A 14,377-nucleotide genomic window follows, 5' to 3' on the forward strand; every position below is an offset into this window, starting at 1 on the left:
TAAATATGAGAACAGTTGACCAAATACAAGGACGTTCCCTACTTTTAAACCTGATAGCAATTTTATTAAACCTTACGGGGTTAACCTTTTTAGTGATAGGATATCACGACAATTTTGAGGCCGACGCCATGCTCTACAAGAGTATAGGAAGTGCCCTCTTCTTTTTAGGAATGGCAGGGTTTATCGCCTTGAAAGGATTGCAACTCAGCTCTTATGTATTTAGAGCCATTTCAGGTGGTTTGTTCATTGTTTCTGGACTCATCAAAGCCAATGATCCCTTAGGATTTGCCTACAAATTAGAAGAGTATTTCGAAGATGGAGCCTTGGCTTTCCGTGTAAAAGAACTTTTCAATGCACCCGAATTTAGTTTAGAGTTTTTTATAAAGTATGCCCTTCCATTAAGTGTAATCATCTGTATACTAGAAATCGTTTTAGGTGTCCTTTTAATTATAGGAGGAAAACTAAAGCTGGCGTCTTTCCTAACTTTGGGAATGATGTTCTTTTTTACCTTATTGACCTGGCACACCAAAGAATGTGATCCCAACGCGATGTTTATGGATGTGGACAGGTATGAAATCAATTCATCTACTGCCCAACAAAAAATACAAGCTGCAGAAAGCGATACCATGGTGCGTATTTTAGAAACTACACCGACTTACGTGAAAGTAGGCGAGTACAAGTCTACGCAGTGTGTAAGCGATTGTGGATGTTTCGGAGATGCTTTGAAAGGAAGTGTGGGTAGATCATTAACACCGCAAGAGTCTTTCTGGAAAGATTTGATTTTCTTATACTTCTCGATTTTCATTTTTATAGCGTCATTTAGATCAGCACCAAACACGCGCAACCAAAACTTGTTGATGATACCAGCATCTATGCTTGTGAGTATCTTCTTTAGTTATGTGTTCGGTTGGTATTTCCCTATCTTCTTTGCCTTGATTACCATTTTAGGTGCTTTATGGGTGAAGCGTTCGAACAACAAATGGGTAGGTAACTACTGGGTAGCTGCTTTATGGGTGATTTTCATCAGTACTTTGTTTGTGACTTATGTATTGGCCTACATGCCGGTGAAGGATTACAGACCTTATGCAGCAGGTAGTGACTTGAACGAGAAAATGAACGATGGAAGAGAGGGAGTATTTGAAACTTTCTTGACCTACAAAAATTTACAAACCGGAGAGTTGAAAGACTTTACCTCTGCTGAATTCAGTGCTTCTGACATTTGGAAGCCAGAGAACAAAGACAAGTGGGAGTTTGTAAGTAGTGAAACCAAAACCATCGTTCCTACGCGTTTACCTTCTATCGTTTCATCAGAATTCAACCCGAATTTGAATGTTTCAGATTTAACAGAGGTAGAATCTAACATGCCTTATGTAAAAGAAATGTTAGAAGCGCACGAAGTGGCTCAAGTGTTTGTGCAAGAGATTGAAAGTGGAGGCGGTTACTATGTGCCTTTAGAAGAGTTCAGTGCAGAAGCTTACGATTCTACGATGTACATCATTGGAGATACAGTTATGGGCTTAGATCCTTACTTCCCAGAGGTGAGTGTACAAGAGTTGATTTTAACATCTCCACGTATGATCTTGTTGGTGAGTAAAAACTTGCCGAATGTGGAGTTGAGTCAGAAACGCATAGACAGAATTAAGAGCGTTATCGCCGATGCCCAAGCAGACGGAGTTCCTGTAGTTATGGCAGCGGTAACAACTACAGCAGATATTCAGAAGTTCAGAGAGGAAACAGGAATCATCGTTCCTACTTTCATGAATGACGAGAAAATATTGAAAGCCGTGGGTAGAGCAAATCCTACCTTAATGGTCATAGAAAATGGCGTTGTAAAAGCCAAATATCCTTACCGTTCTATCCAAGAGTGGAGCTGGATGAAAGAAAATGTTTTAGAAGATTAATTACAAGATATGAGAAGAAAGATAGTAGCAGGGAATTATAAAATGAATTTGAACCCAGCAGAAGTTGCTGAATTGTTCGACGGTATTACAGATTATCATTTTATAGAGGAAAATAAAGAAATGAAGGTGTTTCCACCATTTATCTATTTGTCAGAAGCTTTGGCAAAGTTGGGGAAATCACCCATTACGGTAGGTGCACAAAACGGATACTTTGAAGCAAAAGGTGCTTTTACTGGAGAAATCAGCATGGCGCAATTGAAGGCTTTTGAAGTGGAGTCTGTATTGGTAGGTCACTCTGAGCGAAGAGAAATTTTTGGAGAAGACAACGCTATCATCAAAAAGAAAGTAGATGCAGCCTTGGCTGAAGGATTAGAAGTGATATTCTGTTGTGGTGAGCCTTTGGAAGTAAGAGAAGAAGGAACACAAAAGGATTTTGTTATCAAGCAATTGGAGGAGAGTTTATTCCACCTATCTGCAGAGCAAATGAAAAATGTAGTGATCGCTTACGAACCTATTTGGGCCATTGGTACAGGGAAAACTGCTTCTAGCGCACAGGCAGATGAAATGCACAAAGACATACGTGCAGCAATTGCAGGAAAGTACTCAGAAGACGTAGCACAGTCTACTTCAATTTTATACGGAGGAAGTGTGAAGCCAGACAACGCAGTAGAGTTATTTGCTTGTGAGAATGTAGACGGTGGTTTAGTAGGTGGAGCTTGTTTAAAAGCGGCTGATTTCATCGCTATCGCGAACGCACTTTAAGAGAAATCTATACGCTTACTTTATATGGAGTACTTAGAATTAGACATTAAATTAAATCCAGTTTCACCTTGGGACGACATCATCGTTTCTCAGTTGGCAGAATTAGGTTTTGAAAGCTTTACCAATGATAAAACAGGGGTGAAGGCTTACGGACCAACCGCCGATGTAAATATGGAAGAAGTGATGGCGCAATCTATCTTGGGCAATGTTCCAGAAGGGTTGACCTTGAGCTTTACGCAAGAAGTAATTGCAGAACAAAACTGGAACGCGACCTGGGAGGCAGATTTTGAACCTGTTTTTGTAGAAGATAAATTGACCATTTTGGCCCCTTTCCACGATGCAAGTATCGCAAAGGGAATGAAGGTGGAGATACAACCGCAAATGTCTTTCGGTACCGGTCACCACCAAACAACATGGTTAATGTCCAAAGCATTGTTTGCCGAAGATTTACAAGGTAAGCGCGTATTGGATGTAGGTTCTGGAACTGGAGTATTGGCCATAGTCGCCAAGAAATTGGGCGCTGGCTTTACCATGGGTACAGACATAGAAGAAGGTGCGGTAGAAAATGCCATAGAAAACCAAGGAAGAAATGATATCAACGATATTACTTTCTTATTGGGAGATATAGATGTGGTGAAAGAAGATAATTTTGATCTGCTTTTGGCCAACATCAACAAAAACGTATTGAAGGCACATATGCCAACGTATGCAGCTTTATTGAAATCAGGTGGAAAACTAAAATTGAGTGGTTTTTTCGAATCTGATGTAGATGAACTTGTAACTATTGCTGCCCAAAACGGTTTTACTAAGGAAGGTGTACTTCTGAAGGAAGGTTGGGCCGTGATACAGTTAATAAAAAACTAAGAGCAGTTAATACTTGGTGCCGTAAAAGTCTTGATTTTTACGGCACTAAACCTTTCCTTTACCTTACACCCTTTTTATTTTTTACCCCGTTTGGCGTAAATTAAAATTGCGTTAGCCCTTTGTTATTTTTTTTAGAAAAATGAAACAGAGCGCTTTTGTGGTGGACTTAAATTATTCATTCTATTGTAAATTAGTAAACATGAAAATAGCTGTAGTACTAAGTATACTTTTTTTCTCTTTTCACACTTTGGCTCAGGGCTTTAGTGCCGACAGAGAGAAGTTCTTCAAAGAGCTTCAGAAACAATTGAAACCATTAACCCCAAAAGAGGAGTATGATTTCATAGAGAACATCTTTGAAGCCAATCTTTTGGAAAGTGATTTAATCAAAGACGCCGTTTTCGAGCGTATGGTCAAAACATCTAACCTGATCATAGAAAAGAGAATGGACGTTTACCCAGAAGTCTATAATTATGTATACTCGGTGAACTCTCTGATGGAGAAAAGAGCCAATGATTCGTATACAGCTTGGCACCAAGCTATAGATAAGCAGTTAGATTCTCGAAACTCCAAAAAGTTTGAAGAGTTCATTCAGGTGTCTAAAGCTTTCTTTGATAGAAGAGTGATTTATATCAACAATGGATTTGAATGGTTTTATGAAGGGGGAACCTTTGACTTCGTTTACAACAGAGGTCCGGAAATCGTTTTAGAAGGAGGAAACTTGATTTGTAGAACCATCAATACGTCATCTTCGACGAAAAAGGACATTCCTTACACAGACAGTATGGTAGTCTACAGAACCTCAGGTGTATATGATCCTGCTTTGGAAAAGTGGCAAGGAAAAGGAGGTACGATTACTTGGGAGAAGGTAGGACTAGAGCGCGGGAAGACACGTGCTGAAATTTCTTACTACGATGTATCCATGAAATCGCCTTATATGAACATAGATACCGCTTATTTAACTTCTCCTTACTTTACAGAAAAGACCATAGGTAAATTGTCTGAAAGAGCCCAGCGTGGAGCTTACAAGGAAGGGAAGGGAGATGAATACCCACAGTTCTCTTCTTTTGAAAATAGATTAAGCATTCCCAACATTGTAGAAGGTGTAAATTACGAAGGAGGATTCTCTTTAAAAGGAGCCGAATTCGTTGGATTGGGAACCCAAGAAGAACCCATTCGACTTTCTTTCAAAAAGGGAGGAAAAGAATTCATTACCACAGAATCACAATCCTTGAATATTACAGAAGATAAATTGACAACTTACAACTGTAAAACCATCATTCACCTAAGTTCTAAAGATTCTATTTGGCACCCTGGTTTACGTTTTGCTTACGATAGAGTGAACAAACGTATTGAATTGGTAAGGGGTAATGTAGGGGTAGAGCAATCTCCTTTCACCAATACCTTCCACGACTTAGATATGTATGTTACTCAAATTTCATGGGCTATAGATAGCGATGTTTTAGCCTTTGATTTCGGTATAGGAACTTCTCAAGAACAACGTATTGCGCGTTTTGAATCTAGAAATTACTACGATCAAGGTTTGTATGAGTCCTTACAAGGTATGGAATCTGTGCACCCTTTGGTGGCTTTGTCTAAGTATTCTTATAAGTACGACTTACAAGTCTTACCAGAAGGAACAGCTGCCTCAGCTTTGGGAAGAACTATTTCTCAAGCCAAGCAAACCTTCTTGAAATTATCGGCACTAGGTTTTATTTCTTACGATACAGATAAGGGAGAAATCATCTTAAAAGATAAACTCTACAACTTTATTAATGCGCGTTCAGGGAAACAAGATTATGATAACATCGTGTTTGAATCTAACCTGGCGCCTATGCGACCTAAGAACTATACCAAGGAAGAGTTGGAAAAGGAGCCGAGCTTACAATATGAAATTAAAAAAATTGAAGATCACAATGCCTACATTAAAGGAGTTCAGAGTCATGGTAGTATAAATTTAAATACCATGAATATGGGACTTGTAGCCGTAAGTCAAGTACCTATCTCTGATTACCAAGCCACGGCAATTTTCCCAGATTCGAGCAAAGTAATGATCAAAGAAAACAGAGATATCATCTTTAAAGGATGGGTAAATTCTGGAAAGTGGCAAGTAGATGTTACCAATGGGTACTATGATTACGCAGAAAATAAAATCAACATCACTTCTTCTAATAATGCCCTGTTTAGAGCCAATCCTTTGCGTGAGGAAGATGGGAAGAGTCCTATTCCTCTGCAATCAAGTTTAACGGGTATTGTAGGTTATATCTTAGTAGATGATCCAAACAACAGAAGTGGATTAAAAGAAGAATTCCACAACTATCCTATGTTGTATTCTGAAGGAAAAACGAAAGTATTCTGGGAGTACGATGCCATTCACAAGAGTGCGTATAAAAAGGAGACTTTCTTCTTTGAGGTGGAGCCTTTCGTAGTAGATAGCTTGGATAATTTTGATGAAAAATCTATTGCCTTTAACGGTAAAATGCACTCTGCAGGTATCTTCCCTGTGTTCGAACAAGATTTGAGCATCATGGGTGATTATTCTTTAGGATTTAGCACCGTTGCACCTACAGGAGGGTATGACTTCTACGGTGATGTGGCCAAATATGAAAACAAAATTGTGCTTTCAAATAATGGGTTACAAGGGGCCGGACAAATTGATTTCATTCAATCGACATCTATATCTAAAGCCTTTACTTTCTTGCCTGATAGTACCATAGGAATAGTAGAGTTTAGAAATGAACCTTTGGCTACAGGAGTTCAGTTTGCTGAGGCAGAATCGCCAAATGCTTTCATGACTTATCTTCCAAAGAACAAGATGTTGAAGGTGAAATCAACCAGAGATCCTATTGTGATGTATGGTGGAGAAACCAACTTGTTTGGTACTACGATTATTCAACCTTCAGGAATGACAGGTATGGGTAGAGTAGACATGGAGAAAGCCTTGTTGACCTCAAAAGCCTTTGAATTTGATAGATGGGACATCATTTCAGATTCAGCAGCCTATTACTTGAAAAATTTAGACAAGAAACCGGGAGATTTGATGGCTTCTGAGTACTTGTTGACCAGTGAGAATGTGAAAACGAAAATAGACTTGAAAGGTAGAGAGGGAACCTTCTCTATTATGGATGATGATTCTGAATTGCGTTTCCCTGTAAACGAGTTTAGATGTTCAGTAAAAGATTTCGACTGGAAAATAGATGAAGATGAAATCACACTAGTGAACCCAGAAGAGAAAGCGAAATTCTACGCTTTGCGTCCAGAACAAAAGATGTTGACCATAGAAAGTGGTAACGCACAGTTCGATATGAAGAAGCGTATCATCAACTGTTATGAAACAGAGTTCGTAGAGATCGCCGATGCTTTGATTTATCCAGATAGTCAGTATGTAGAAATTCAACCTAAAGCGGTAATCGATACCTTGAGAAACTCAATCATTAAATCACGTGACGAAGAAGTATTACACACGATTGTTAATGCAAATACGACCATACAATCAAGCGAAAGTTTCTTGAGTTATGGTGATTACAAGTACTTCGATTTAGACTCAACTTTGCACTACATTCCTATGCACAAGGTGTATGTAGACAAAGATTTACAGACCAGGGCCAATGGTAAAGTAGCGGAAGGAACAGACTTCATGCTTTCACCTCAGTTTGATTTCTATGGAGATGTAGAGCTCTATGCCAACAATCCTTTGATCAACTTTAAAGGAGCTACCAAGATCGTTCACGATTGTGAGGGGATAGCGAAAAACTGGATGGCCTTTAGTTCTGCCATAGATCCTAAAGATGTTCAAATACCTGTAGGAGAGAATCCTGTAGATTTAGAGGGGAATGCAATTTCAGCAGGACTAGTTTGGAGAAATACAGAGAACATAGATTCATTGGAGATCTACCCAACCTTCCTTTCTGCTGTAGAAAACAAAGAAGATACAAAAGTGATTGCAGGTACAGGTTTCTTAAAGTATAACCCTGCTTCTTACGAGTTCGAAATCGGTAATAAAGAAAAATTATTAGATTTAACGGCTGTTGGAAATTACGTTTCTTTGAATTTGAAGACGTGCGGAATGTACGGTAACGGTAAGATTGATTTAGGTATGGACTTCGGGGATTTGGAAATTGCAAGTGTGGGTACTGTGATTTACAACCAAGAGAAGAAGGATGCAAACTTCAATTTAACCATGCAGGTGAAGACGCCTATGGACGAGAAAGTATTCGAGGCTGTGGCAAACAAAATTAACTTGCAAAGTAACTTGGTGGCGGCTGATTTAAAATCGAATACTTTGGTAGATGCGATTGCAACTTGGTCGTCTGAGAAAGAAGCGAAAGCTTTCTCTGATAAGTTAACAGAAACAGGTGCCGTTAAAAAGTTACCGAAGGAAATGGAAGCTACTTTCGTTTTCTCAGGTGTACGTTTAAGTACGTATGATTTAGTAGATGATTACCAAAAAGGATTGAAGACAAGCATGTCGAAAGTCATTTTAGTTTCTATTAATGATGTACCTGTATTAAAGTATGTCGACTTCAAATTATTCGCCGAGCAACGTGTGTTGTTAGGAGATAAAGTTGGATTCATGATAGATATGCCCGGAGGATATGCCTACTACTTCTTCTACGAACAAGGAGAGAAGAGAGGGCAAATGGACATCATCACAAGTGATCAAGAGTTCAATACAAGCGTAATGGAAATCAAAGAAGATAAAAGAAAAATTAAGAAATTTGAATATGGAATTTCAGACGATTCAGTGTTGAAGAGTCAGTTCCTTAGAATATTTGGAGGTATTTAATGTTTGATTACGTTTTATTTGGAAGTATAGCTTACATCTTGGGATCTATTCCCACAGCCGTTTGGGTAGGAAGAGCAAAGTATGGAGTTGATGTTAGAGAACACGGTTCTAAAAATGCAGGAGCTACCAATACTTTCCGTGTGTTGGGAAAGAAGGCAGGTAAAGTTGTACTTACCGTAGATATTATAAAAGGGGCTTTGGCAGTGCTAATGCCCTTTTTTGTGTCTCAGTACGCTTGGGCCACAGATGATTTAATCCACTTGCAATTAACGGCGGGTATATGTGCCGTTTTAGGTCACGTATTTCCTCTCTTTGCAGGTTTTAAAGGAGGAAAAGGTGTGGCAACGTCTTTAGGTGTAATTATTGGTTTACACCCTTTAACAGCACTTATTTGTTTAGGACTTTTCTTAGTCGTATTCATCGCTTCATCCTTCGTGTCTTTAGGAGCAATTACGGCGGCTATTGCATTTCCTTTGGTATTACATTTCGTTTTCGACAACCATAATGTCGCTTTAACCGTCTTTAGTATCGTGTTAGGTTTGGCAGTAGTCATCACCCACAAAAAGAACATCAAGAGATTGTTGAAAGGAGAAGAAAACAAGATGTCCCTTTTTGCTAAAAAAGATAAAAACTAGAGGGAGGAGGATTATCCTTCCTTGAGAATGCATTAATTTTGTGAATATAAATTTTGAAAGTATGATTGAAACAGACGTTGAATTTGCAGATGAGGTAGTAGAGAAGTTAGTTAGTGAGAAAAATTTAATTGTCTTCAACGATGACGTAAATACCTTTGATCATGTAATAGATTCGTTGATTAAAGTTTGTAAACACGATAGCTTACAAGCTGAACAATGTACCCACATTATTCACTTTAACGGGAAGTGTGAAGTGAAAAGAGGAGAGTACAGCAAACTCGAGCCAATGTGTACAGCATTATTGGATAGAGGGATAAGCGCTGAGATTCAGTAGCTTGTAAAAAAGAAGAAAAAAAGTTTTAAAAAAGTCACCAAAAAGCTTTGTAAAACAGAATAAACTCTGTAGTTTTGCACTCGCAAACAAAAGGCTCCGTAGCTCAACTGAATAGAGCACTACATTACGGCTGTAGAGGTTTCAGGTTTGAATCCTGACGGGGTCACAAAAGAAAGTCCTTCACGAATAGTGAAGGACTTTTTTCGTTTTACGTCGTCAAGAATTGCATTCTTGAAAGGCGGAAAGCGAAAAAAGTCATTATGATACGCGGTATCAGAATGGACTTTCATGCTTGAGTACTACCAATGCGAAGAGGATCACGCCAGTAATTCTGATGAAAGCCTTTCTCTAGCTGTGAATTACATTCACATAAGGCGGAAAATGAAATATTAACTTAGAAATTCCTTTTTAGATTGTTTAACCGAAGATATTACCATGAAAATTGCGTCTAATACTAGTGGAAAAACAACGGTGATTTATAGGGTTAATCAGTAAAAAAGAGATAGGGAGGAGTTTAAAAGTTTGGTTCTTTAAGAGGTGTTATTCAATAATAGATTTACATAAGACTTTACTAACAACACGTTCTCTCAATTTTGCTTTACTACGAAAATTACGAGATATCGCCATTGCTAGTTTTGAATAGTTGTCGTTATCATTATCTATTTTTCTGTAAAATGGTTTGATTGAGACACAGTTATCGTGTTCAAAAATAGTATTTAGAAGAGTTTTGTCGGATTGTCCAAATGATAGTCCGACAGTGTAGACTTGATAGTTTTCAGTTTCTAAAAACTCAAGTAGGCTCCTGTAGCCAAAAGAGTTTAAATAGTTAATAGATTTGAAGTTTAACATATAATCATCCTTTTTGGAATTTTCTATCGAAGAATATTGACTGTCAGTTTCATCTCCAAATCCAAATATTATTGAATCCCGACTTTTAAGTTTACCATGAATATTTAAAATCCTTATATTTTTTGTCCTATCAGTTGAGATTTTTTCCATTGTAATCAACCAATCAATAATCAATTTTAAAGTGTTTGTGTAATTGAAATTTACAACTAAAATATTTTCAGGTGAAATAGAAACTAATTCATTTAATTGAGATGTTGATTTTTCATATCTATCCAATACCTTATTAACGTCTTTTAATCGAGCTTGTTCGATCCCATTATTTAAACAATACTCATTTAATTCAGCTGATAAATCCTCCTTGTATTTGGCTTTAAATTCGAACTTGTTATTAGTTTCTGTTATACTTTCAGTATTTAAAAGTAACTCCTCACCAATCATTGTAAAGTATTGATTAATAACTTTTGGTGCGAGGTGAAAGACGTTAATATCATCTAATAAGTTTTGGGTAATGTTTTGTAATTTATTGAAATCCGAATCCATAGGGTCAAGTGCATTTAATTTTTCAGTGAACTTTGATTCCTTAATCTTTAGAAATTCAATCAACTTATTTGTAATAAATGTTAAATCTTCATTTAGTTCATCAATAGTAATAAACCCCTCTTTTTGTAAGAATATATTGATTAGTAACTCGTAGTATTCTTGTTCAATATCGACCCAATTTTGTATTCTTTGTTTCTTTATTAGTCGTTGAAGAAATTTATTACAAATTCTTGCCTCGAAAATGTCATTACCAAAATTATTTCCTCTAAATAATATTTGAATTGCGTTAAAGTGATTTATCTCTTTAATAGGGTTACCGATACTCTTTAAATCTACAATACCGTTATTATACCGATTTCCAGTTCCATTTATTTCTAGATCTTTAATAGTTTCATCCCTAAGATGTCTGAGAAAGTTATTGTATGAGGATTCAAAATCGTTTACCAAATCAAATCCATTTCCTAATAAAATGATCCTATTCATGTCTGTTAAAATGGTTTGGTGCTAATTTAACAAGAATTAAAAAAGGAGGTGAACGTGAATTCCTTGCTTTTAAAAACCTAACCTAAAGTTGAGTGTAACTCTTAGTTAATGACTTCCATACTTGAGCATTACCAAAACAGTAACTAACCACCTCACCCCATCACCCCATACAACACCCCACTGGTCAAAAACGAAAGCAATATCGTAGTAAACACAATAGTGTTGCTCAACTTCGGGTTTAGGTTGAATTGATCGTTCAAAATTCCTGCAGAGATCATAGTACCCATTCCGGCTTCGAACACGGAGATGGTGCGGGGCATACCTGTTATGTTTAATAGCAAGGCCAAAAGGAGCACTAAAATAGGCGAGAGGATGAGTTTGTAGATAGAGGCTGCCGCAACGGGTTTCCAAATGCTTTTTAGGTCTTTTAATTCAAACTGAATTCCCACACTAAAAATAGCCAAAGGAGATAGCGTCGCAGCCAAAGTTTTGAACAAGGGCTCTATCTGTGTCATATCCATATACCTGGGTAATACAAAAGCTAAAGGCAAGGCAAAGAAAGGAGGGAAGGTGACAAGCTTTCTTAAAATGAACTTTAAAGACACATTTCCTCCAGGTTCGTTTTTCATGGCCACAAAAGAGGCAAAGACGGCCAACAAAAAGAAGTTGGCTTGGTCCACAATAGCGGCTATAGACAAATATTCTTCGCCATAATAGGCCGAGATGAGGGGAAAGCCAATAAAGGAAGTATTTCCCAAGCCAGTTACAATGAGAAATCCAGCGCGTGTGGGTCTGTCAAATTTGAAATAACGCTGTACACTTTGGGTCAACACCCAAGCTCCTATCCAACAAATAAGTGGCGTTAATACGGGGAGCCATAGGTCGTTCGACCAAGTGATTTTTGGTAAATAAAACAAAGCGGCTGCAGGCAGGGCTACATAGATAATCCATGCGTTTATACCCAAGTGGCTCCCATCCTGTAATACTTTGGTTTTACGCATTACAAAACCTGCCACAAAGCAGATGAGTATCAATAGAAAGTTTGCCATGTCTATTCGTCGTTTTTTACCGCGACAAATATGCGCTATATTTTAGAGATGGGATAGCATTGTTGTCCCTTGATTTAAAATCTAAAAGAATAAAACGATAGCAGAAGATTGAACATATAGTTCTAGACCCATTCTAAATTAAGCTCACCTACAAAGACCAAAACGAAATTCTCTTATTTTTAATCCACACACGAGATAACTACTATGGCTTTTAATCGTTTTGATCATTCTGTTTTGGGAGAAATTCGTCCGCGTTTTGAATTGAAGGTGGAGGTAGAACCCGACAAAGCACTGCAGTATTTGGAAGATAAAGCCAAGGGCGATCCAACGGTGGTTACAACAAAATCACGTCATTATATTTTTCTTAAAATTCCTACAAGTCAACAACATTACTGGTCGCCAGAACTCTCCGTGCGTATAGAAAAAGAAGAGTTCTCGGAGGACATCTTGGTGCATTGTTTACTCGGACCCAAGCCTTCTGTTTGGTTGTTCTTCATGTTCTGCTATGCCTTTATTGTCATCCTTTCTACCATAGGAGGCATCTTTAGTTTAGTAAAATACCAACAGTATGATGACGCGAGTTGGTTATGGGTAATACCTGCAGGCATAGTTTTAACGGTATCCATCTTTTTTACTTCCAAATTCGGACAAAACAAAGGGCGCGATCAAATGCTCCATTTGGTGAGTTTTCTCTACCACGGTTTGGATGAAATTACCAGCGTTGAACGCATCCATAAATAGAACATAAAAAAATTACGATGTAGCTAGCTTTCTTTGTGCAGCTATGTTGATACGAGAAGATTCCTTCTTTCCATTTGGGGAGAGGGAATTTTTGTTTGTATTAACTTCCTTTATGTAATTTATTTAGCTATAAAGAAACTCAATAGCTTCTGGTTGGTCTTTTGTACAGAGCTCCCTACTTTTGCACCCCAAAATAAAAAAAGGAAAAGGGTATGCAGTGTTCGGTAGAGCCGAAAGAGTTAGAGGAAGTAGCAGCAAATAATATATTAACACAAGACCCTATTTGGGCAGATATTAAAAGTCGACAAGGTGCACAACCTTTGGCTTTTGAAATCAAAGTAAGCGATGAACTCTTAAATGTAGAGGGGGAAGAAAACAAATTTCATACAGAAGATTTGATCGTTTATCTCTACGAAATTGGAGCTTCGGCTACTTTTGCCTACGTACCTTATGGCCCAAACCTTCTACCCGAAGAAGAGAACTACGGTTTTTTTCTTGAAACCCTTTCCGAACGCATTAAGTCCCAATTGCCAGAAACATGCATTTTCATACGCTACGATTTACCTTGGGAGAATTTGTGGAGTAAGGAGGATACTTTTTATGATGAAAACAACTACTGGAAAGGTCCACCCGAAAATAAAACGCAAGAGTACAGACTCAATTGGAATACAGAATATGGCAAGTTACTCAAAAGCAGAACGGATAACCTTCCCTCCAATACTTTCTTTGTGGATTTAAGACAAGGTGAAGAAGAGATTTTGGCCCAAATGAAGCCCAAAACGCGCTACAATATTCGTCTTTCTCAACGCAAAGGCGTGGAAGTACAACAGTACGGCATAGAAATGTTGGATGAGTGGTATGCTTTATATGCAGAAACTACGCAGCGCAATGGCATGCAGCTGCAAGACAAAGAATTCTTTAAAACCGTAATAGAAGCAGAGGGAAGGGGAGTAGACAGCGATGTACAGCTATTGATGGCTAGTTATAAAGGAGAGATGCTGGCGGCTATGATTTTTGTAATTTCTAACCGTAGGGCCACTTATTTATATGGAGCATCAACGGCAAAGCACAGGGGGCTGATGGCGCCGTATTGTTTACAGTGGGAGGCCATACAGCGCGCCAAAAAAGCTGGGTGTGTAGAATATGATATGTTTGGAACCTCACCCCATCCTTATCCTTCACATCCTATGGCCGGACTCTTTCGTTTCAAACACGGCTTTGGCGCGGAGCTTTTTCACCGCATGGGATGTTGGGATTATCCATTAATGGAACAGGAATATAAAATCTATAGAGCGAAAGAAATACAAGCCAAAAGTTTTCATAATAATTAAGATTGTGAATTGAAGTGAGGGTGCTAGCTAAAAGCAATGGCGGTTCTATGAAGGAGGAATTGTAAGCGTGGGATACGTTTTTTTCATGTAGATCTTAGTGTTTAC

At 38.1% G+C, this 14,377-nt stretch carries 10 protein-coding genes and 1 tRNA gene; 9 read left to right on the forward strand and 2 right to left on the reverse strand.

The window, feature by feature from the left end; genetic code table 11:
• Positions 1-5: 5 nt before the first annotated feature.
• The 7 genes from BM327_RS01350 to BM327_RS01380 all read left to right on the forward strand — a co-directional run bounded on the left by BM327_RS01350 (position 6) and on the right by BM327_RS01380 (position 9,445).
• Complete coding sequence (locus tag BM327_RS01350) at positions 6-1,901, forward strand: DoxX family protein (protein WP_090245508.1); 1,896 nt, start codon at positions 6-8, stop codon at positions 1,899-1,901.
• A gap of 9 nt (positions 1,902-1,910) precedes the next feature.
• Entirely contained in the window at positions 1,911-2,663 is a 753-nt protein-coding gene (gene tpiA / locus BM327_RS01355; RefSeq protein ID WP_090245510.1) for a triose-phosphate isomerase, read from the forward strand.
• Between the two features lie 24 nt (positions 2,664-2,687).
• Complete coding sequence (gene prmA, locus BM327_RS01360) at positions 2,688-3,527, forward strand: 50S ribosomal protein L11 methyltransferase (protein ID WP_090245512.1); 840 nt, start codon at positions 2,688-2,690, stop codon at positions 3,525-3,527.
• A 199-nt stretch (positions 3,528-3,726) separates the two neighbouring features.
• On the forward strand, positions 3,727-8,310 hold the full coding sequence (locus BM327_RS01365) for a hypothetical protein (RefSeq protein WP_139230199.1): 4,584 nt from the start codon (positions 3,727-3,729) through the stop codon (positions 8,308-8,310).
• Entirely contained in the window at positions 8,310-8,945 is a 636-nt protein-coding gene (plsY, locus tag BM327_RS01370; RefSeq protein ID WP_090245515.1) for a glycerol-3-phosphate 1-O-acyltransferase PlsY, read from the forward strand. The genes BM327_RS01365 and plsY overlap by 1 nt, the downstream gene beginning before the upstream one ends.
• Positions 8,946-9,006: 61 nt before the next feature.
• Positions 9,007-9,279: an ATP-dependent Clp protease adaptor ClpS gene (locus tag BM327_RS01375; protein ID WP_090245518.1), complete on the forward strand. Its 273-nt coding sequence runs from the start codon at positions 9,007-9,009 to the stop codon at positions 9,277-9,279.
• Positions 9,280-9,371: 92 nt separating this feature from the next.
• A tRNA-Arg gene (locus BM327_RS01380) sits at positions 9,372-9,445 on the forward strand.
• A gap of 374 nt (positions 9,446-9,819) precedes the next feature.
• On the opposite strand, the gene BM327_RS01385 is transcribed toward BM327_RS01380, so the two are convergent.
• Entirely contained in the window at positions 9,820-11,151 is a 1,332-nt protein-coding gene (locus BM327_RS01385) for an AbiH family protein (RefSeq protein WP_090245520.1), read from the reverse strand.
• A gap of 152 nt (positions 11,152-11,303) precedes the next feature.
• Positions 11,304-12,200, reverse strand: a complete 897-nt coding sequence (locus tag BM327_RS01390) for an AEC family transporter (RefSeq protein WP_090245521.1) — start codon at positions 12,198-12,200, stop codon at positions 11,304-11,306.
• A 204-nt stretch (positions 12,201-12,404) separates the two neighbouring features.
• Between BM327_RS01390 and BM327_RS01395 the strand changes: the two genes are divergently transcribed.
• Together BM327_RS01395 and BM327_RS01400 are read left to right on the forward strand one after the other, a co-directional pair.
• The gene (locus BM327_RS01395; RefSeq protein WP_090245523.1) at positions 12,405-12,941 is read left to right on the forward strand and encodes a hypothetical protein; all 537 of its coding nucleotides are present in this window, start codon (positions 12,405-12,407) and stop codon (positions 12,939-12,941) included.
• A gap of 212 nt (positions 12,942-13,153) precedes the next feature.
• Positions 13,154-14,272, forward strand: a complete 1,119-nt coding sequence (locus BM327_RS01400; RefSeq protein WP_090245525.1) for a lipid II:glycine glycyltransferase FemX — start codon at positions 13,154-13,156, stop codon at positions 14,270-14,272.
• The last annotated feature ends 105 nt before the right edge of the window (positions 14,273-14,377 follow it).

Origin of the sequence: Lishizhenia tianjinensis, assembly GCF_900116425.1 — a bacterium.
Lineage (GTDB): Bacteria > Bacteroidota > Bacteroidia > Flavobacteriales_D > Crocinitomicaceae > Lishizhenia > Lishizhenia tianjinensis.